General features: G+C 67.7%; 23 protein-coding genes. 12 read left to right on the top strand and 11 right to left on the bottom strand.

The features are described 5' to 3' along the window. Positions 1-92 precede the first annotated feature (92 nt). Positions 93-701 carry an SPFH domain-containing protein gene (locus OHA18_RS25110; RefSeq protein ID WP_328997738.1) on the top strand — a complete coding sequence of 203 codons (609 nt, stop codon included), beginning with the start codon at positions 93-95 and terminating at the stop codon, positions 699-701. Here the strand turns inward: OHA18_RS25110 and OHA18_RS25105 are convergent. Together OHA18_RS25105 and OHA18_RS25100 are read right to left on the bottom strand one after the other, a co-directional pair. Then, positions 689-1,975 (bottom strand): ArsB/NhaD family transporter, encoded by a 1,287-nt coding sequence (locus OHA18_RS25105; RefSeq protein WP_328997737.1) that lies wholly within the window; start codon positions 1,973-1,975, stop codon positions 689-691. The two genes, OHA18_RS25110 and OHA18_RS25105, sit on opposite strands and share 13 nt — an antisense overlap. 3 nt (positions 1,976-1,978) lie before the next feature. After that, positions 1,979-2,494, bottom strand: a complete 516-nt coding sequence (locus tag OHA18_RS25100; protein WP_328997735.1) for a CBS domain-containing protein — start codon at positions 2,492-2,494, stop codon at positions 1,979-1,981. Between the two features lie 231 nt (positions 2,495-2,725). On the opposite strand from OHA18_RS25100, the gene OHA18_RS25095 reads away from it, so the two are divergent. Next, positions 2,726-4,411 (top strand): AfsR/SARP family transcriptional regulator, encoded by a 1,686-nt coding sequence (locus tag OHA18_RS25095; RefSeq protein WP_328997734.1) that lies wholly within the window; start codon positions 2,726-2,728, stop codon positions 4,409-4,411. Between the two features lie 45 nt (positions 4,412-4,456). On the opposite strand, the gene OHA18_RS25090 is transcribed toward OHA18_RS25095, so the two are convergent. From OHA18_RS25090 to OHA18_RS25080, 3 genes are all read right to left on the bottom strand, one after another. Further along, positions 4,457-5,245, bottom strand: a complete 789-nt coding sequence (locus tag OHA18_RS25090; protein ID WP_328997733.1) for a hypothetical protein — start codon at positions 5,243-5,245, stop codon at positions 4,457-4,459. A 34-nt stretch (positions 5,246-5,279) separates the two neighbouring features. Then, entirely contained in the window at positions 5,280-5,762 is a 483-nt protein-coding gene (locus OHA18_RS25085) for a hypothetical protein (protein ID WP_328997732.1), read from the bottom strand. Positions 5,763-5,896: 134 nt separating this feature from the next. Next, positions 5,897-6,091, bottom strand: a complete 195-nt coding sequence (locus OHA18_RS25080; protein ID WP_328997731.1) for a hypothetical protein — start codon at positions 6,089-6,091, stop codon at positions 5,897-5,899. Between the two features lie 156 nt (positions 6,092-6,247). Between OHA18_RS25080 and OHA18_RS25075 the strand changes: the two genes are divergently transcribed. From OHA18_RS25075 to OHA18_RS25065, 3 genes are all read left to right on the top strand, one after another. Then, positions 6,248-6,679, top strand: a complete 432-nt coding sequence (locus tag OHA18_RS25075) for a hypothetical protein (RefSeq protein WP_328997730.1) — start codon at positions 6,248-6,250, stop codon at positions 6,677-6,679. 15 nt (positions 6,680-6,694) lie between these two features. Beyond that, positions 6,695-7,453 carry an IclR family transcriptional regulator gene (locus OHA18_RS25070; protein WP_328997729.1) on the top strand — a complete coding sequence of 253 codons (759 nt, stop codon included), beginning with the start codon at positions 6,695-6,697 and terminating at the stop codon, positions 7,451-7,453. Positions 7,454-7,590: 137 nt separating this feature from the next. Beyond that, a complete protein-coding gene (locus OHA18_RS25065; RefSeq protein WP_328997728.1) occupies positions 7,591-8,955 on the top strand; it encodes a hypothetical protein in 1,365 nt (454 codons plus the stop codon). Between the two features lie 19 nt (positions 8,956-8,974). Here the strand turns inward: OHA18_RS25065 and OHA18_RS25060 are convergent, their stop codons facing one another. After that, positions 8,975-9,142, bottom strand: coding sequence for a CsbD family protein (locus OHA18_RS25060; RefSeq protein WP_328997727.1), 168 nt, complete (start codon positions 9,140-9,142; stop codon positions 8,975-8,977). A 66-nt stretch (positions 9,143-9,208) separates the two neighbouring features. Further along, complete coding sequence (locus OHA18_RS25055) at positions 9,209-9,424, bottom strand: hypothetical protein (protein WP_328997726.1); 216 nt, start codon at positions 9,422-9,424, stop codon at positions 9,209-9,211. A 191-nt stretch (positions 9,425-9,615) separates the two neighbouring features. Here OHA18_RS25055 and OHA18_RS25050 point away from each other — a divergent pair, with 191 nt between their 5' ends. After that, entirely contained in the window at positions 9,616-10,374 is a 759-nt protein-coding gene (locus OHA18_RS25050; RefSeq protein WP_328997725.1) for a GAF and ANTAR domain-containing protein, read from the top strand. A 1-nt stretch (position 10,375) separates the two neighbouring features. Here OHA18_RS25050 and OHA18_RS25045 read toward each other — a convergent pair whose 3' ends face one another. From OHA18_RS25045 to OHA18_RS25035, 3 genes are read right to left on the bottom strand one after another with little or no spacing between them, the layout of a single operon-like run. Then, complete coding sequence (locus tag OHA18_RS25045; protein ID WP_328997724.1) at positions 10,376-11,071, bottom strand: hypothetical protein; 696 nt, start codon at positions 11,069-11,071, stop codon at positions 10,376-10,378. Beyond that, positions 11,056-11,541 (bottom strand): AAA family ATPase, encoded by a 486-nt coding sequence (locus tag OHA18_RS25040; RefSeq protein ID WP_328997723.1) that lies wholly within the window; start codon positions 11,539-11,541, stop codon positions 11,056-11,058. The genes OHA18_RS25045 and OHA18_RS25040 overlap by 16 nt, the downstream gene beginning before the upstream one ends. Next, positions 11,538-12,353: an aldo/keto reductase gene (locus tag OHA18_RS25035; RefSeq protein WP_328997722.1), complete on the bottom strand. Its 816-nt coding sequence runs from the start codon at positions 12,351-12,353 to the stop codon at positions 11,538-11,540. Before OHA18_RS25035 ends, OHA18_RS25040 begins: the two co-directional genes overlap by 4 nt. A 117-nt stretch (positions 12,354-12,470) precedes the next feature. Here OHA18_RS25035 and OHA18_RS25030 point away from each other — a divergent pair, with 117 nt between their 5' ends. From OHA18_RS25030 to OHA18_RS25015, 4 genes are read left to right on the top strand one after another with little or no spacing between them, the layout of a single operon-like run. Further along, positions 12,471-13,697, top strand: coding sequence for an FAD-dependent monooxygenase (locus OHA18_RS25030; RefSeq protein ID WP_328997721.1), 1,227 nt, complete (start codon positions 12,471-12,473; stop codon positions 13,695-13,697). Further along, entirely contained in the window at positions 13,694-15,115 is a 1,422-nt protein-coding gene (locus OHA18_RS25025; RefSeq protein ID WP_328997720.1) for an META domain-containing protein, read from the top strand. The genes OHA18_RS25030 and OHA18_RS25025 overlap by 4 nt, the downstream gene beginning before the upstream one ends. A 15-nt stretch (positions 15,116-15,130) precedes the next feature. Further along, the gene (locus OHA18_RS25020; protein ID WP_328997718.1) at positions 15,131-15,358 is read left to right on the top strand and encodes a hypothetical protein; all 228 of its coding nucleotides are present in this window, start codon (positions 15,131-15,133) and stop codon (positions 15,356-15,358) included. Between the two features lie 21 nt (positions 15,359-15,379). Then, a complete protein-coding gene (locus OHA18_RS25015) occupies positions 15,380-15,730 on the top strand; it encodes a hypothetical protein (RefSeq protein ID WP_328997717.1) in 351 nt (116 codons plus the stop codon). On the opposite strand, the gene OHA18_RS25010 is transcribed toward OHA18_RS25015, so the two are convergent. Further along, complete coding sequence (locus OHA18_RS25010) at positions 15,717-17,066, bottom strand: FAD-dependent oxidoreductase (protein WP_328997716.1); 1,350 nt, start codon at positions 17,064-17,066, stop codon at positions 15,717-15,719. The two genes, OHA18_RS25015 and OHA18_RS25010, sit on opposite strands and share 14 nt — an antisense overlap. A 157-nt stretch (positions 17,067-17,223) precedes the next feature. Here OHA18_RS25010 and OHA18_RS25005 point away from each other — a divergent pair, with 157 nt between their 5' ends. Then, on the top strand, positions 17,224-17,565 hold the full coding sequence (locus tag OHA18_RS25005) for a hypothetical protein (protein ID WP_328997715.1): 342 nt from the start codon (positions 17,224-17,226) through the stop codon (positions 17,563-17,565). A gap of 162 nt (positions 17,566-17,727) precedes the next feature. Next, entirely contained in the window at positions 17,728-18,192 is a 465-nt protein-coding gene (locus OHA18_RS25000; protein WP_328997714.1) for a GNAT family N-acetyltransferase, read from the top strand.

Below are 18,192 nucleotides of genomic sequence, written 5' to 3'. Positions count from 1 at the left end.
GCCGGAGACTGGGAGTGCGGCGAGGCGCGCGTGGCGGGCCGACGGGATCGTGGGCGGGTGCCTCGCCGCACCAGACGACCCCGGGAGCCGTCATGCACCTCGCGACACCGGTCCTCACGCTCCTCTTCGAGCTGGAGCACGACCTGTTCACCAGCCTGATGTTCACGCCCGCTCTGGCGTCGCCGGCGGCGCATTCCTGGGCGATCCTCGGCGGGCTCGCGACGCTCGCGGCCGGCGCCGCTGTAGAACCGCGCCGCGTCCCGCGAGACCAATGGCTGGTGGTGCTCCGTTCCGGCCGCGTCGCCCGCGTGGCGACAACCGGGACCACGATTCGGCTCCCGCTCCTCGAGCGCTACGTTTGGTTGCCTAGAGCACCCATCTGTCACCCGTTCGTCGTGACGGCGCGCACCAGCGAGGGCATCGACGTCCGCCTGTCCGGCGAGATCGCCATCCAGATCGTCGACCCGGCCGCCGCAGCGGAGGTCTCGCTCTCCCCCACGGACCTCGCGCTCGACCAGGCAGAACGTGCGCTCGCCCGAGTCGTCGGCCGTTGCGACGTCGTGACGCTCGCCGAGCTGCCGACGTACCTCGACGTCGAGGTTGCGGTGCCCGGCGTGCACATCACCGCCTTGGATATCGGCAAGGTCGAGATCGAGCTCACCCGGCACGCGGTCCGCTCGGTCGCGGATCAGACGAAGTAGCGCAGCCACACGTACACCCAGGCCAGACCGATGCTGAGAGCCGTCACCACGATGCCGTACCGGGTGAACTGCCAGAACGTGATGTGATGACCACTGCGCGATGCGATGCCGAGGGCAACCACATTGGCGCTGGCGGCAACCGCCGTACCGTTGCCGCCGAAGTCGGCGCCGAGCGCGAACGCCCACCACAACGACTGCCCGGTCCGATGATCCGGCGCCTGCTCGACCACTCCCTCCACCACCGGCGTCATGGTCGCGACGTACGGAATGTTGTCGAAGAACGCCCCCAGTACGCCGGAACCGACCAAGATCGCCGTCGCCGCCAGCAGATACCGATCCCCGATCGCCGCCACCGCCCAGTCGCCGATCGCGCCGATCACGCCGGTGTGAACCAGACCCGACACCATCACGAACAGCCCCATGAAGAACACCAGGGTCGACCACTCGACCTCACGCAGTACCTCGGCCACGTCCGCCTTCGCCACCAGCATCATCACGCCGGCGCCGATCAGCGCGACCAGCGAGGGCTCGAGATGGATCACCGAGTGCAGCGTGAAGGCCGCGACCATCACCGCGAGCACCGCCAGGCAGCGCGCGAGCAGCCAGGGATCGCGAATCGCCCGCCGCTCCTGCAACGCCAGTACGGCGGCGACCTGCTCGGGGTTGTACCGGAAGTCCTTGCGGAACAGGAATCTCGACAGCACGACGAACAGCACGAAGACGATCACCACGATCGGCGTCATGTGCACCAGGAAGTCGTTGAACGACAGGCCGGCGCGGCTGCCGATGATGATGTTCGGCGGGTCGCCGATCAGCGTCGCCGCGCCGCCGATGTTGGAGGCGAGCACCTCGGCGATCAGGTACGGCTGCGGCGGGATCCGCAACCGCTCACACACCACGATCGTCACCGGTGCGACCAGCATGATCGTGGTCACGTTGTCCAGGAACGGCGACGCGACCGCGGTGATGACCATCAGCAGCACCATCAACCGGTACGGCTCACCGCGCGACCGTTTCGCCGCCCAGATCCCCAGGTAGTCGAACACCCCGGTCTGCTTGATGATCCCGATCACGATCATCATCCCGAGCAGCAGGAAGATGACGTTCCAGTCGATCCCCTCGTGCTCGGAGAAGAACACCTCGGTCCCCGGCGCGAGCCCGAGCACGAGCATCGCGGCGGCCGCGATCAGCACCACCTTGACCTTGCCGGCCTTCTCGGTCGCGATGTAGAAGAACGCCAACCCGAAGATTCCGAGCGCGACGAGCGGCCTCACCCGCTACCCCGGCGGCTGGTCACCGAGACCGGCAACCGCCAGGCTCGTGAGCAGACGATCCAGCGTGATCGCACCGGTGAGGGCGCCGTCGGCACCGGTCACGGCGACCAGCGGACTCCGCATCCGTGCCATCAACGCGGCGATCTCCAGCAGCGTCGCTTCCTCCGTCACTGTCGCCGGGCGCGACAATGGTTGCGGCAGGCAGTCACCGACCGTGAGCCCGCCCAGCTGCCGCCAGAACAGGTCCGCCGAGGACTCGTCGACGGTCCGAGCCAGCATCGGGTCGTCCTGGTACGCCGCCGGGATGCTCAGCTTGAGAACCTGGGAGCCCGGCAACACCGCCAACGGCCGGCCCCGCGGATCCACGACCACCAGACCCGGCATCCTGCCCACCGCCATCAACCGGACCGCCTTCACGACCGGATCCAGCACCGTGACCGTGGGCAGACCGACAGCTATGTCGCGCGCCCGCATCGCTTCGCCTCGTCCGAGCTGCCTGACCGCCTCGACACTGTTCACCCTGACCTCCCTGGCCGCCCACAACAGGACAACCACCCATGGACATCAGTCTTCTTGCGAAGCCACGCCCCCTCCATGGGGTCCAGCACCCAACTTCGGCGTCACTCTTCAAGCATTTGAATGGGTATCACCACCAGGACGCTCCGGGTCAGTAACGGTGAGCGCACGTCGCGTCGAGGGGGAGTTATGTACTTGCCGCCGGTTCTACGGCCCCTGGCTGTCGAGGGGGTGATGACCCCGGCGGTCCAACGGATCGCGGAGGCGCCGTTCTCTGTGGTTCGTGGGGTTCCGGGGTCGTACGCCGCTGAGCGGTTGGCCGGCGTGGTCGACGGCTGGCGGCAATGGAACGACTGCGTGTGGCTGCGCGCGAACGACATTCGCCCGGCAGAGCTGGCGCATTCGCTCGCGGCAGCCTGCAGGCATCGGTGGTCGCCCACCGAGCCGGTGCCCTGGACCGAGCCGCTGCCTGCGCCCCGGCTGAGCGAAGAGATCGACCGCGCGCCAGAAGGTGCCGTGATCGTGCTCGAGCTCGGAAGCCGGGTGACTCCTGGTATCACCCGGCTGGTGAAGACGATCCGGCCGGCCATCACCGAACGCGGAGTCCGCCTGGTGGTGGTTGCCGAGAGCCGGTTGCATCCACCGATGGCCCGCGGCCCGGATTGCGTCCTGGCTGCCTCCGACCTCGCCGACACCGCGGCTCTCGATGGCTATTCGTCCGCCTCGAACCGGGCCTTGTTGATGAGGTGCGCCGGCCGGCACGCCGCCGTACTCGAGGATGTTCTGGCCGCTGCGCGGCTGTGGTCACCGGACGCTGTGGATCAGGCCATCACCTCGTCGTACGGCGTGCCGTCCTTGCTCGGCTGTCTCACCACCGCGCTCCTCGACCGTTTGACGCCGGATCAGCGCAGCGCGCTGAAAGTCGCGGCGACGGTCGGGTACTGGCATCCGCAGATGGGAACGGGACCGGTCACCGCCGACCAGCTTCGGCCGTGGCTGGTGCCGATGGAGCAGGAATGGGGATGGTTGCGGCCGATCTGGGAATCGTCCCTTCGCAGGGAGCTGCCCCGGCCTCGCGCCGTCAAACGGCACTGGTTCGGCAGCGGGCGAGCGGCACCGCGCGAGGTTCATCGCCCCGCCGCGAAGGCGGTGCCGCGCCAAGGCAGACTTCAGGCGCAGCTCCTCGGCTCTCTGGAAGTACAGGTCAATGGCGCGCCGGTCACGTCCTGGAACGGGCAACGCGGTACGAGCGTGCTGCGGTACCTGCTCTACCGCAAGCAGCACGCCTGCGCACGCGACGAGCTGCTCGAGGAGTTCTGGCCTGACGCGCCGGCCGCGGCCGCGCGGAACAGACTGCAGGTCGCGGTCAGCAGCCTGCGCCGCGCCTTCCTCGATGTCACCGCGCTGAACGTGGTGGAGTACGCCGACGGTGCCTACCGGATCAACCCGACGCTCGTCGTCGAAGTCGATGTGGAGACCTTCGAACGAGGCCTGTCCGCTGCTGCCGCGGCCGAGCGGACCCACGTTCAAGAGGAAGCACGAAAGGCGTACCGGCACGCGATCGCGACCTACCGCGGCGACTTCGCCGCGGACGCGCCCTTCGAGCAATGGACCCTGCTGCCGCGCGAGAGTCTGCGCATCAAGCTCGTGGACGCTCTCGATCGACTCAGCCGGATCGAACTCACCGACCACCGCACCGACGACTGCATCGCGACCGCACACCGGATGCTCGACATCGATCCGTGTCGCGAGGATGCCCATCGCCTGTTGATGCGCTGCTACGCCGAGCAGGGACGGACCTACCAGGCGCTCCGGCAGTACGAGTTCTGCGCGCAGATCCTCGATACGACGATCGACGCCAGCCCCGCACCCGACACCATCAGGCTGTACGACACGATCCGGACCAGCTCGGCCCGATGACGGGGCGCCGCGAGCAGCAGCTGCTCGCGGCGCCCCGTCGTCGTACTAGGCGAGCGCCAGCGCCGGAGGCCCGCTGGCCGGCGCGGGCAGATTCACCTCGAGGCGCAACTGCAGGCTGTGGATCCCTGCGGTCAGTTCGACCGCGGGGAACTTCAGCGCCACGTCGTGCGCCGGGGAGCCGATCCCGGTCCGGCTTCCCCTGTCGGTCCAGCCCTCTCCGTTCCCGTACCGGCGAGCGGCCAGCGTGGCGCGGTACCCGAAGTCACCACCGGCGGCGCCGGTGTTCGTGACCACCAGGTCGATGTCGCGGCTCGTTCCGCCGAGCACCTTGCCGACGTCGAGAACGACGACCTGATCCGGGGACAGCGGCTCCCCGAGCGCCGCCTCCCGTCGGCGGCGCGGCGTCGGGACCCGCCGCGGCTCCGCCCGCTTGGGCGCCTTCCGTGTCCGGACGCCGCCCTTCTCCTCGATGAATCCGGCCAGCTGAGCCGGAGTCCATCCGGCCCAGGTCTGTTCGGCCATCGTGCGGACGTGCGTCACCCCGCAACGCTGCGGATCGCCCTCACCCGTCAGCGCCATCCGTACGACGAACGCCTCGACGCGCTCGCTGCCCGGCAGGCCGGGGCCATCGGCACGGTCTTCCTCCTCGGCCCCCCGTGCTGCCACGACATGCGCCACGTCCCGCAGCGTCTCGCCCTCCCCGTGGACCGCCGCGAGCGCGGCGGCCGCGGCGGCCAGTGTCTCCCAGGTGTAGATACCCGACTCGTGCAGACGGGCCTCGGTAGCCGGGCCGATGCCCTTCAGTTCACGGAAACTCGCGAGCGGTGCACTCATCTGTCTTCGCCTCCGGAGGGGTCCGGTCCTCCGGTCACCGCGCGTCTTCGACCTGAATGATCGGGCCCTCGTAGAACCCGATCATGTCGTAGCCGTGGCTCCCGAAGACGAGGTTGCTGTTCAGGAACACCGAGACCACGAGCTTGTAGATCCCGCTGTCCGGGCCGCCCGGGTTGCCTTCCGGCAGGGTGCCCGGCGGAACGGTGAGGTCTACGGCGTAGTTCAGGACCCCACCGCTCGCCACCACGGTGTTGTCCTCCACCAGAAGCAGCTCCGGACCGGCGCCGAGGGACTCGGCGTGCAACTGGACGTTCCAGTTGCCGCCAAGCGCCGCCAGCCAGATCGGCGCAAACGCCCCCTTGATCGTCCACTCGACCTTGACCGTGAACGCTTGCAGCGGGTCCAGGACATGGTTGCCCCGGTCGAGCGGCGGGAAGTTGAGGGCCGGGTCGATGACCTGCAGGGTGGTGATTTCGCCTTCGATGTACGGAGGCACGTTCGGATCGAACTGCTGCATGACTTACTCCCCCTAGTACGGGCGGCCCAGGATTGGGATCCGCCTCGTATCGAGGGTGCGGGACAGCGCTGAGCCGGCGCCCATACTGCCGCTGAGCGCCGGTGCTCAGCCTTCGCTAAGCAGAAAACCGCAGGTCAGCCGGCGATGTCGCCCGAGACCTCAAGCCCTTGCCCGCCGAAGTGCAAGGCGAAGAAGTCACCCCGGTCGAGCACGACCAGCCCACCCGATCGCTTGAGCACCAACCGGCGACCGCAACTGTCGTGCGGGCACACGAACAGCACTTCCGCTCCGTTGTCAGCCTCGATCACCATCTTGTGCTGGGTATACATCGCCTACCTCCTCGGCACCCACAGTCACCGCAAGCCACTGACTGCCTACCCAACACATGTACCCCACGCCCGCCGGACACATACGCAGCCCGGCCGCATTCAAACAAGCGCCTGTCGCGATACATTTCCCCCATCCCGTCAGGCGAATGGAGCTGGATGTCCGCCGATCAGAACCGTCCCGAGTCCGGTGCCGTCAAGGCTGAGCTCGATGAGCTGATGCGCTTGTTCTTCGGCGCTTTCACCAACACCGACGGCCCGCCCCGGACCGAGCGCATCCACGAGGTGTGCATTCCGCGAGCGACGATCATCAGTCAGGCCGGGACCACTTCGGTTGTCTACGACCTCGACTCCTTTGTCGCGCCCCGGCAGAAGATCCTCACCGACGGGACGCTGACCGAGTTCTCCGAGTGGGAGGTCGCCGAGCGGACCGAGATCTACGGGTCGATCGCGCACCGGTTCAGCCAGTACCGCAAGGCGGGCATCCAGAACGGCGAGCGGTTCGAGGGCTCCGGCCACAAGACCACGCAGTTCGTCCGTACTCCGGCCGGCTGGCGGATCAGCTCGCTGGCCTGGGAGGACGGTACGTAGTGCTAAGTTAGCAACATGAAGCCGGCTCAGCCGAATCAGTCGTTGATCGACGGGCTGGCTTGTCTGCAGGCGCTGGCGGCGCATGCGCAGCCGGTCGGATCGCGCGAGTTGGGGCGGATGCTCGGGCTGGAGCCGACCCGGGTCAACCGCCTGCTGAAGACCCTGGCCTTCGTCGGACTCGCCCAGCAGAACGAACAACGCAAGTACCTTCCTGGGCCCGCGATCCACGTGCTGGCGGCGCAGAGTATGCGCGGATCGGGCCTGATTCGTCGCGCCCTCGAGCCGCTCGAGTCGCTGTTCGACCTCGAGCTGCAGGTCGCCATGGGAGTCCTGTGGGACGACCAGGTCTGCTACCTCTACCACCACAGTCCAGGCGAGAGTGCCGGCGAGGGTCTGGGCCGCGAGCCGTTGTACCCCGCGGCATCGTCAGGTCTCGGTCAGGTGCTCCTCGCGGAGTGGCCTGACGAGCAGGTCCGCGAGCTCTACACCGACGGGCATCGTCTTCGCGGTATGTCGTCACCACGGACCGTTGGGCTGGACGGTGACGACGGGCTGTTGGCGCAACTGGCACAGGTCCGCGAGCAGGGCTATGCCCTGACGCAGACGCTGGAATCGAGCGGCCTCCGGACCCTCGGCGTCGCACTCAAGGGCGACAACGCCGCCATCGGCGTCGCCGGGCGTTTCAAGGACCGCGACGTCGCCCGCATCCACGAGCGCGTGGCCGAGGCCGCCCGCCGGATCGAGAACGCGGACGACGCGATCCACCGGCCGTAACAGCCCCCCACCGTCCATCGGACCGGTCGATTCCGGGCCCTTGCGCGGCCATATCGTGATGCTAAGGTAGCACCAGCTTGGTGCTATGAATGCACCATTCTGAGCTCAGCAGTCCAGACCTCTTCAGGAGGAGCGATATGAGCAACAGTTCCATCAGCGGTGTGGTGCCGCGGCTCGCGGTCAAGGCGGACCACATTCCTCGCAGCGAGACCGGCATCGGGGCGCTGATGCCGTGGGCCGATCGGCTGTGGATGATCACGTACGTCGCACACACCCGCCGTACTGGTGGCGGCACCGGCCTGTTCTCGATCGACGACGACCTGGAGATCACGAAGCATCCCGCGAGCGTCGTCGGCACCTACGCCAATCGCCTGGTCCACAAGGAGAGCAACCAGCTCTTCATCGGACCGCACGTGATCGATGTCGACGGCAACGTCAAGACGATCGACGCGCTGGTCGACGTCCGACTCACCGCGACCGCCCGGCACCTCACCGACGAGGCCGGCAAGGTCTACGTGCTCGGGATGGAAGGTGAGTTCTTCGAGGTCGACGTACACACTCTCGAGGTCACCCAGCTCTACAACCTGCTCGACGAGCTGGACGTCCACGACTACCCGCACTTCAAGGACATGTACACCCGCCACGGCCGGGTCGTCGTGGTCAACAACTCCTACTACGACAAGGACTTCCTGGCCGGCCACAGCGACGGCCGCCTGGCCGAGTGGGACGGCACGACCTGGAACGTCCTCGCCAAGACCCAGTTCAACACCCTCAGCAGCGCCAACGGAATGGGCCCTGGCCTGTACGCCGTCGGTCAGGACCGCGCGTCGGCGCTCTTCCACGTCTACCTGCCGGAGACGGGATGGAAGGTGTACCGCCTGCCCAAGTCGACCCACACCCAGGACCACGCCTTCACGACGGAGTGGCCGCGGATCCGTGAGGTGGAATCCGAGCGCCTGCTGATGGACGCGAGCGGGATGTTCTACGAGTTGCCGTCGCTCACGTACGCGAACGCCGTCTGGGGCATCCGGCCGATCGCCTCCCACCTGCGAGTCGTCGGCGACTTCTGCTCCTGGAACGGACTCCTGGTCCTGGCCGGGGACCAGACGACGCCGATCGGCGACAGCAACCCCGTCGCCGGCCAGCCACAAGCGAACCTGTGGTTCGGCAAGACCGACGATCTGTGGCAGTGGGGCAAACCGCAAGGCTGGGGCGGTCCGTGGTGGGAAACCCCTGTGGAGGCAGGCGTTCCGTCCGATCCGTACCTGATGACCGGCTTCGAACACAAGTGTCTGCACCTCACCCACGACGCCGGCACCGACGTACAGTTCGACGTCGAGGTCGACTTCCTGGGCACCGGCAGCTTCCGGCGCTACCGCACCATCACCGTCGGCGCCGACGGCTACGAGGCCTTCGTCTTCCCCACCGGCTTCAGCGCCCACTGGATCCGCATCGTCGCGTCCACCACCTGCGAGGCAACAGCCCAACTCGTCTACACCTGAGTCGGCCGGGTGAACGCCGCTAGTCCTTGAAGGCGTCCTTGACCTTCTCGGCGGCCTGTTTGAGGTTCGCCTTCGTCTGGTCCGTCTTGCCTTCGGCCTCCAGGTCGCGGTCGTCGGTCGCCTCGCCGGTCTTCTCCTTGACCTTGCCCTTCGCCTCTTCGGCCGCGTTCCGCAGTTTGTCGTCCATAGCCATCTCGCTCCCCTTTCGTGGTGTGCAGCCCCAGTGCCCCCAGCACCTCACTCCATGCGCGCCTCAGTGCTTCTCGAGTTCGGTGATGCTCACCCCGGTCACGGTTGTTCGGTGTGGGGTGAGCAGGTCCTCCTGGACGATGGTGAACGTGACGGTGAACACCGTGTCCGTTTCCTCGACGTCGTCGATCACGCCAGGTGTGCCGGCCGGGATCTTGCCCTGCCAGAAACCGCCGAGGTCGGTCGCGGCCGCGACGTCGTCACCGGGTTGAAAGCTCATCTGTCCATCCCCTCCACCGGAGCGAGCGGACATCGCGTGCTCCTCCTGGATCATCCACCCCCAGGTACCCGCGGGCAGCCCGGTCGAACACCGGCCGGACAGGTGCGACATCGGCCCGACCCGGGCCCGGTGCTCGTGCTCGGGGTCGCGGCGTACGAGGATGTGAAGAACGAACGAGGGGGTGGTGGCAGGTGGAGGGGATTCTGGAGCTGGCGCAGGAGCTGGCCGAGATCGGTCGGCTGGTCGACGACGACGACGTCAGCACGACCTTGTCGCGGTTCGTCCGCCGGATGGTGCAGACCGTGCCGGACTGTGACGAGGCAGCACTGACGGTGCTCGCGGACGGACAGCCCGAGATCGTCGCACGACATCACAAGACCGCGGACCCGGGCTCGGAACCGGCGCGGTCGGCGCTCGACGCCGAGCTGACGACCAAGAGCGGTCCGGTGTACGACACGCTGACGTACGCCGAGCCGCGCCGGATCGCCGATCTGGCCGTGGACTACCGCTGGCCGCAGTTCGCCGCGGCCGGAATCAACGCCGGCTACCGCAGCTGTGTCTTCCTTCCGCTTCCGGCGGGTGACGATGTCGCGACGTTCAGCCTGTTCTCCGCCAAACCGAGTGCCTTCGGCGGTACGTCGTACGACATCGCGCTGCTGTTCGCGCTGCACGCCGGGGTCGCGTTCGACAACGTGAAGCTGTACGACGACAGCACCAAACTCCTGGCCCATCTCCGCACCGCACTCGGAACCAGGACCGTCATCGGACAGGCGCAAGGCATCCTCATGCACCGCTACGGTCTCACCGCGGACACCGCCTTCACAGTCCTCAAACGGGGCTCACAGGACGGCAACCTGAAGCTCAGAGCCCTGGCGCTCGAACTCGTCGAGGCCCAGACCAGCGGCAGCCTCAGCCAGACCCTGGCGAAGCGCGGCCTGACCTCCGGCTGAATCAATGACCGAGCAGGCCGATCGCGAAGGAGACGACCAGGATCGAGAGCATCAGCGCCGAGACCGATTCGACGGCCATCAGCAGCTTGGCGCGAACGGACAGCGGCATCGTGTCGGTGGGGCTGAAGGCTGACGAGTTGGTGACGGACACGTACAGGTAGTCGATGAAGCCCGGAGCCCAGCCGGACTTCGCCGATGACCGTTTCGCGACTTCGCTGATCGCGTCGTGGTCCTCGTCCTGCGGGAAGCGGAAGTCGGCGTCGGGCAGTCCCGGTCGGTCGACCCGGAACCGGGTGACGGGTCCGCCCCGGTCGAGTTCCCAGTACGCGAGCGCGAACACGAGCACGTTCGTGAGCCACACCTGTCCCGCCGCCGCCAGCAACTGGGCTCCCGCGGTCGCCTCCCCCACCACCAGCGACCGGATCAGCAGCACGAGAGCGGTCGTGTTGGACAACGCGATGAGGAGTACGAGCCCGATCGACAACCGCCGCAGGAGCCGGTTCTCCTTGCTCATCCGACGCGGGTTGGCCAGCACCAACGGGACGAACAACAACAACTCCAGCCCCGGAATCACGAACCGCGGCCCGATCTGCAGCGCGCTGGGCAGAACGGCGTACAGCCCAATAGCCACCACCACCCCCACAGCAGCCGGCAACCGAGGCTCCCCCGCATGCGCTGCCTTCACTTCATCAGCCACGGACCAAACCTCTGCTCGACCGCCAGGAGAGTCTCCTCGACTGTTTGATCGTCCACCACGATGACGTTCGCACCGGTTCCCTCGAGTTGGCTGTGCACCAGCCCCCATCCCCAGACGAGGCCTTGATGGTCACCACCTGGATCCCTGGCCTCGAGTCTTGCGAGCTGCGCTTCGCGGGAAGGCATCAGCCACACTGCGTTCTCGGCGACGCCGGCCATCTGGGGCGTGACGAACGCGCCCTCGACGACAACCGATGCATCCAGAGACTGGACATCCTCCAGGATCATCGGCCGGCGATCGAAGTCTCCTGGGCCGGTACCGAGGACATGAAGGCCCGCCGCAGCTGCACGCTTCTCGTGGTCGTGGGCATGCGCATCGACGCTGTACCAGACGAATCCGTGTCTTTGCGCGAGTAGACGGCTCACCGTGGTCTTGCCGGCTCCTGCTGGACCACCGATCCAGAAGATCACTTGCCGGCCGCCGCGTCAGCGTCGTACGCGGTCTGGAGTTTGTCGTCCCAGGGTTCGGACTCGGCGGCTGTGGAGTCGATGACCGTTTCGGGGCGGGTGGCGCCTGAGACCACGGACAGGATGGGTGATGAGGCCAGTAGGGCTCGGAGTTGCAGGCGTTGCAGGGATACTTCGCGGTCAGCTGCCAGGGCGGACAGGCGTGGGGCCGGGACCGACGAGCGCAGTGGTGAATACGCGAAGAACGGGACCTGGTTTGCTTCGCACCAGGCGACGACATCGGCCGCCTCGCGCCCCATCGCGGTGTGCCGATTCTGTACGGCGTCGACACGAGTGATCGCCGTCGCGCGCTCGAGCTCGGCCACCGTGACGTTCGACAGCCCGATCCGCGCCACCTTCCCCTCGTCGCGAAGGGATGCCAGCGCGGCGACGCCGTCCTCCACGGGTTGGTCGGCGAGGTCGACCCGGTGCAGGTAGTACAGATCGAGTCGCTCGCCTCCGAACACGCGCAGGCTCGACTCCACGTCGGACCGGATCCGTCCGGCGCTGATATCCGCATCCCAGGTGTCGGGGCCGATTCGGGAGTGACCGCCCTTCGTGCCGACGATCACGCCGGTCCCGTCGACGGCTTCGGCGGCCAGCTCTTCGCCGTACAGCGGCGCGTCGACCTGCGCGTACGCCCGCGCGGTGTCGAGCATCGTCGTACCGGCGGCAATTCCGGCCCGGATCGTCGCGAGGTCGGCGGATCGATCCCGCGGTGTCATCGAGAGCCCGGCCAGACCAAGCACGACCCGCCCCGCAAGCTCGACCACCATGCCTCCGTTCAGCCCGCGATGCCGGGCTCGCCATCGGTTCTCCCTGACATTCTGATGGGCCGACGCGTCGAAAGTTGGCAGGTGGCTCCGATCAAGGGGAGACCAAGGAGGCATCTCATGCGAATTCTCATCTCCGGCGCCAGCGTCGCCGGTCCGGTGCTCGCGTACTGGCTCAACCGGCACGGGTTCTCCGTCACCGTCGTCGAGCGCGCGCCGGCATTGCGGAAGACCGGCGGTCACGCGGTGGACCTGTTCCGGCCCGCGATGGACATCTCGGAGCAGATGGGCGTGCTCCCCCGCGTCGAGGAGCGAGCCACCGGCACCGACCGGATGATCCTCTACCGGGACGGCGTACGACGTCCCGTCCGGGTGGATCTGACGAAGGTCTTCGGCGGCGCCTCCGACCGCCACGTCGAGATCCTGCGCGACGACCTGAGCGAGATCTACTACGACGCGGCCCGCGACGGCGTCGAGTACCTCTTCGACGACTCGATCACCGCGATCTCGCCCGAGGGTGAGGTGGAGTTCGAGAACGCCGTACCGCGCCGCTTCGATCTCGTCGTCGGCGCCGACGGGCTGCACTCCAACGTTCGGCGCATCGTCTTCGGCGACGAGTCGCGGTTCAGCTCCTTCATCGGGGCGTACCTCGGCGTACTGACGCTGCCCAACACCGCCGGCCTCGACGGCGAGCTGCTGATCCACACCGCTGTCGGCCGTACTGCGGGCATGTACGGCGCGCGGCACATCGAGGATGCGCGGGCGTTGTTCCTGTTCCGGAGCGATGAGCTCGATTACCACCACCGCGACGTACCTCGGCAGAAGGAACTGCTGCGGGCCGCGTTCGACGGCATGCATCCCGAGGTCGACGGCTGGCTGGGCGAGCTCGACCGTACGCCGGCGTTCTACTTCGACTCGATCACCCAACTGCGCATGGACACCTGGTCGCGCGGACGGGTGACGCTCGTCGGCGACGCGGGTTACTGTCCCGGGCCGGCCGTCGGCGGCAGCACCACGCTGGCCGTTGTCGGCGCGTACGTCCTCGCCGGGGAGCTGGCCCGTGCCGGCGGCGACCACGAACGCGCCTTCCCGGCGTACGAGCGCGCGATGGCCGAACACATCCGCGGCAGTCGCGCCGTAGCCCTGAGCGCCGCGAAGACGCTGATCCCCACGTCGCGCCTCGGCATGGCCGGACTGGCTCAGGGCGCCCGGCTGATCTCCGCCCTCCCCGCCGGCCCCAGCCGCGCGCTCCTCCGCCTCACCACCAAGAGCGCCCGCGTCTACAACTCCATGACCGTCGACAACTACCCGACGCCGCCGACCGCTCCGGCGATACTGGGAGAATGAGCGAGGCGGATCTGCCCGAGTTCGATCGCGCGCAGCTCCGCGCGATCGAGATACTGCGCGGCGGTGGGGCCGTCGTCGTCACCAACCCCAGTCCGATGACGTACGGCGTGGTGGCCCGTGACGCCCGCGCGGTGAACCTCCTGAAGGGCCGCCCTGCCGACCAGCCGGTCGGAATCTCGGTCCATACGGCCGCCGCTCACGATCAGCTGTTCCGGTTCCTCGACCTCGGGACCGACACCCTCGCGACGGTCGACTTCGCTCTCGCGGAGCGAATCACCGTACTGGCGCCGATCCGGTCGGACCCGGCGATGCCCGAGTGGCTGGCACCAGCCATCCAGGACGGTTGGGTGGTGTTCTTCGACGGTGTCTGGGGTCCGCTGGCATCGCTGTGGCTGACTTTCCCCTTCCTGTACGGAAGTAGCGCCAACCGGACCGGCGAAGCGCCCGCCTCCTCTGCCTCTGAAGCCCGCGCGCAGTTCCCGGCCGACACCTTCATCATCGACGCGGACCATCTGCGGACGCCGACCGCCGTACACGGAGCCAGCACGATGATCCGCGTCGACTCGGATGGCCGGCTCGCGCTGCATCGACCAGGAATCCAGGACCAGGTCGCCGGTGGACCCGACGTACTCCTCGACCGCTTGCGCGAATTTCAATCCACGATCGGTCGGGTGGACGGACAGACTCGGACGCCGATCGGCAACACCTACCTGTCCACCGAAGTGACTGGCAGGCAGTTGGTGCCCGGCACGCGCCTCCGGCTGGAGTTCGCGCGCGTCCCCAACCAGAACGACGAGGGGCCGCGGGTGTACGACGTCCTCCGCATCTATACCGGTTGCAACCGACTCGGTGCTGTCGTCGTGGCAGGCGAGTTGCTGGCCGACGACCGACTCTGGATCGACGGATTCGGCAGCACCGCGAAAGGGTGCGAACCGGCGCGCGAGGCGCAGGACGAATGGTTGAAAGAGTTCCTGATGAGCAGACCCACCTGGCACGTGGACGGCGACGAGCTCACCCTGACCTCAGCCGGCACTACGATCAGGCTGCTCGACAGGAAGCTCGCCGAACCCGACTTCCCGCTCGACGGGATCCGGTGGAACGTCCTCACCACCATCACCAACGCCGACGCGCGCCATCACCGCTACCGGGCCGAGCAAGCGTGGATCTCCTTCGACGGCGACCGCCTGACCGGCTGGACCGGTTGCAACGAACTCTCCGGCACCTTCACCCGCACCAACACAGAACTGATCTTCAGCGACGTCGCCCCCACCGGCCGCATCTGCACAGGCGAGACCGCCGAGGTGGAGACCGCGATCCTGAACACCCTCAGAACCACGGCCTCCTACACCATCGACCACAACCGCCTGACGCTGATCAACCCGGCCGGCATCGGCCTCGACCTGAAAGCGGTCAGCTGAACGCAGCGGCCCTAGATGCTGGCCTCGGTGAAGCCGGCCACCGCATCAGCCGACGGGAACCTGATCACCGGCGTCCAGGCAGGCGGATCCGCACTCGGCGGCGTGTGGCTGATCCGCCCCCAGAAAGCAGCCATCGCCGTACGCCGTCTGCTCGCGACGATCGAGCAACAGGAGCATCCCGCCGAAGCCGTCACCCTCCTCGTCCACCTGATAGAACGCGCGTCGACGGCCCGCCCACGCTGAGATCACACCGACGAGACGCAGGTGGTCGCTCTCTCCGGCGGCACCGACACCGACGCGTACGTCGCGAACCCGGCCTACTGGCCGAGCCTTCGCCTGCTCGCCGACGCGGGTGTCCAGTTCACGCCGACCACCACGGCAGGTGGCTGGGAAGTGGTCAAGTGGGACGAGCTCGCCACGAGGCATCCCGCTGACATCGTGCTGTACGACCAGCGCCCGAACTCGCTCGGCGCCGATCGCCTGGCCACGATCGCGGGATGGTCCGAGGTTCCCGGCGTACGCGCCGGCAACGTGCTGCCCTGGAACCCGGAGCCACCACTGACCTACGAGGCCGCCGCGTCCTTCGTCAGCGCCCTCACCGCTAGCCGCCGCTGACGGGAGGTTGTGCCGCGTCGAGCATGTCCGCGCGCGGCACAACCTTCACGCGTTCGCGCCCCTGGGCCTGCCCCAGGGCGATCTCGTGGGCGTCGAGCCGCGACCAGCCGGCCGCATCGACGACAGTGCTCCCGGCCAGATGTTCGAGAATCGCATCGGGGTCGCCGAGCTCGGGCGACGGGAGCAGGTCGAGGTCCTGCAACAGACTGGCGATCGTCTCCGCGGCGTCCGACTTCGTGTGACCGATCAGGCCGACCGGGCCGCGCTTGATCCAGCCCGTCACGTACAACCCCGGCAGCGGTACGCCGTCCAGGTCGAGGATGCGGCCGCGGTCATTGGCGATCAGGCCGGCGTGATGATCGAACGGGATCTCCGGCAGGTGCGACGACAGGTACCCGACCGCGCGGTACACCGCTTGCACCGGAGTGTCGACGTACTCCCCCGTGCCCTTCACGGTGCCGTCGCCCTGCAGTTGCATCCGCTCGGTGCGGAGACCTTCGACCCGGTCCGTGCCCAGGACCTCGACCGGCGCTTGGCAGAGGTGGATGTGGATCCGATGCGGCGCGCCCGTCGGCTCGGCGTCGAGATGCTTCAGGAGCGTGTCGACGACCAGGCGGGTGCTCTTGCTGGAGTTGATCGCGGTCTGGCTCGCGTCGTCGATCTCGAACCCCTCGGGATGCACGATCACGTCGACCGACGGCGAGTGCGACAGCTCCCGCAGCTCCATCGGCGTGAACTTGATCTGCGCCGGCCCACGCCGGGCGAAGACGTGCACGTCGGTCGCCTGGTTGAGCTTCAGGCCCTGGTACACGTTGTCCGCGATCTCGGTGCTCAGCTGCTCGTCGGCCGGCTTGGCCAGCATCCGGGCGATGTCGAGCGCGACGTTCCCGGCGCCGACGACGGCGACCTCACGCGCCGTCAACGGCCAGTCACGCGCTACGTCGGGATGCCCGGCGTACCAGCTGACGAAGTCCGCCGCGCCGTAGCTGCCCGGGAGGTCGATCCCGGGGATGTCGAGGGAGCGGTCGGCCGTCGCGCCGGTGGCGAAGACGACCGCGTCGTAGTGCCGGCGCAGGTCGTCGAGCTTCAGATCAGTGCCATAGGCAACGTTTCCGACGAACCGGATGCGGTCGCGGTGGACGACCCGGTGCAGCGCCTTGATGATCTCCTTGATCCGCGGATGGTCCGGCGCCACGCCGTACCGCACCAGCCCGAACGGCGCGGGCAGCCGCTCGATCAGATCGACGAGCACCCGAGGATGCTCCTGGGCCAGGATGTCGGCCGCGTAGATGCCGGCCGGTCCGGCACCGACCACAGCGACCCGAGGGTCCGTCACGATTCGCACTCCATAGGTTAGGTAAGCCTAACCTAGTAAACGCGACGCGCTCTCGCACGTTTTGAGACTCACTTCACACGGCGTTCGTCAGCGACTAGCCTCCGAAGCGGAGGACCTCCCTGCGTCCTCCGCCCCTGCATGCTGAAGGAACCGTTCGATGGCCAGCTTGGCGAGCTACACCACGCTGTACGTGACCGCGATCGGGCTGGACGGAGAGCCCGACCTGGAACACATCGTCGCCGTGCGCTGGGATCCTGGCAGCCTCGATCCGGAGGAGTCGTCCCTGGCCGACTTCGTCCGCTGGCTCGACCAGGGCGCCGGCCGCGCCTTCGTCCGCCGCTCCGACGGCACCCGCGGCCCCCGCGTCCGAGTCAACTCCAACGGAATCCGCCGCTACCTCCACAGCCACGCCGACGACCTCTCGAACCTCGACGAACTGCTCCTCCTCCCCACCTGGCAACTCCACCGCACCGCCAAGAAACACTCCAGATTCCGCTAGCGACCGGTTGCCAGAAGTAGTCGGTGGGGGTGGCTACGGTGAGGTTCGGAGGTGGTTGGTGTGGGTGGTGGGCTCGTGGTGCGGGCTTTGGATGGGGACAGTTGGGCGGCGTTTGCCGAGTTGGTGGAGGCGAACAACGGGGTGTGGGGTGGGTGCTGGTGCGTGGGGTTTCATGTGAAGCTCAAGGGGCGGACTCCGGCGCAGAACAAGGCCGAGAAGGAAGCGCGGGTTCGGAGTGGGGACACCCACGCGGCGCTGGTGTTCGACGGCGAGCAGTGTCTGGGGTGGTGTCAGTTCGGGTCGCCTGCGGAGTTGCCGGAGGTGAAGAGTCGTCGGCTCTACGAGAAGGGACTGACGACGCTGCCTGACTGGCGCGTCACGTGCTTCTTCACAGGTAAGGGATTCCGCGGTCGCGGGGTCGCCGACGCTGCGCTCGGCGGGGCGCTGGCCCAGATCGCGCAGTACGGCGGCGGAGTCGTCGAGGGCTACCCGGAGGAGACCGACGACCGCAAGGTGTCCGGGTCGTTCCTGCACACCGGCCCGATGTCCGCGTTCGAGAACCACGGCTTCACCCGCACGAGGCCGATTTCCCCGCACCGGTGGGTCGTCAGCCGCAGCGTTCCGTAG

The organism is Kribbella sp. NBC_00709, assembly GCF_036226565.1.
Taxonomy (GTDB): Bacteria; Actinomycetota; Actinomycetes; order Propionibacteriales; family Kribbellaceae; genus Kribbella.
The sequence above is the reverse complement of the archived record's forward strand: the minus strand, read 5'-3'. Positions and strand labels throughout refer to the sequence as shown.

Excerpts from the sequence above, each read along its gene's own strand:
- OHA18_RS25005 (WP_328997715.1), top strand. The coding sequence starts at position 17,224 with ATGGCCAGCTTGGCGAGCTACACCACGCTGTACGTGACCGCGATCGGG.
- OHA18_RS25080 (WP_328997731.1), bottom strand. The coding sequence starts at position 6,091 with ATGTATACCCAGCACAAGATGGTGATCGAGGCTGACAACGGAGCGGAA.
- OHA18_RS25070 (WP_328997729.1), top strand. The coding sequence starts at position 6,695 with ATGAAGCCGGCTCAGCCGAATCAGTCGTTGATCGACGGGCTGGCTTGT.
- OHA18_RS25030 (WP_328997721.1), top strand. The coding sequence starts at position 12,471 with ATGCGAATTCTCATCTCCGGCGCCAGCGTCGCCGGTCCGGTGCTCGCG.
- OHA18_RS25090 (WP_328997733.1), bottom strand. The coding sequence starts at position 5,245 with ATGAGTGCACCGCTCGCGAGTTTCCGTGAACTGAAGGGCATCGGCCCG.
- OHA18_RS25110 (WP_328997738.1), top strand. The coding sequence starts at position 93 with ATGCACCTCGCGACACCGGTCCTCACGCTCCTCTTCGAGCTGGAGCAC.
- OHA18_RS25035 (WP_328997722.1), bottom strand. The coding sequence starts at position 12,353 with ATGGTGGTCGAGCTTGCGGGGCGGGTCGTGCTTGGTCTGGCCGGGCTC.
- OHA18_RS25065 (WP_328997728.1), top strand. The coding sequence starts at position 7,591 with ATGAGCAACAGTTCCATCAGCGGTGTGGTGCCGCGGCTCGCGGTCAAG.
- OHA18_RS25020 (WP_328997718.1), top strand. The coding sequence starts at position 15,131 with ATGCTGGCCTCGGTGAAGCCGGCCACCGCATCAGCCGACGGGAACCTG.
- OHA18_RS25060 (WP_328997727.1), bottom strand. The coding sequence starts at position 9,142 with ATGGACGACAAACTGCGGAACGCGGCCGAAGAGGCGAAGGGCAAGGTC.
- OHA18_RS25095 (WP_328997734.1), top strand. The coding sequence starts at position 2,726 with ATGACCCCGGCGGTCCAACGGATCGCGGAGGCGCCGTTCTCTGTGGTT.
- OHA18_RS25025 (WP_328997720.1), top strand. The coding sequence starts at position 13,694 with ATGAGCGAGGCGGATCTGCCCGAGTTCGATCGCGCGCAGCTCCGCGCG.
- OHA18_RS25085 (WP_328997732.1), bottom strand. The coding sequence starts at position 5,762 with ATGCAGCAGTTCGATCCGAACGTGCCTCCGTACATCGAAGGCGAAATC.
- OHA18_RS25075 (WP_328997730.1), top strand. The coding sequence starts at position 6,248 with ATGTCCGCCGATCAGAACCGTCCCGAGTCCGGTGCCGTCAAGGCTGAG.
- OHA18_RS25055 (WP_328997726.1), bottom strand. The coding sequence starts at position 9,424 with ATGAGCTTTCAACCCGGTGACGACGTCGCGGCCGCGACCGACCTCGGC.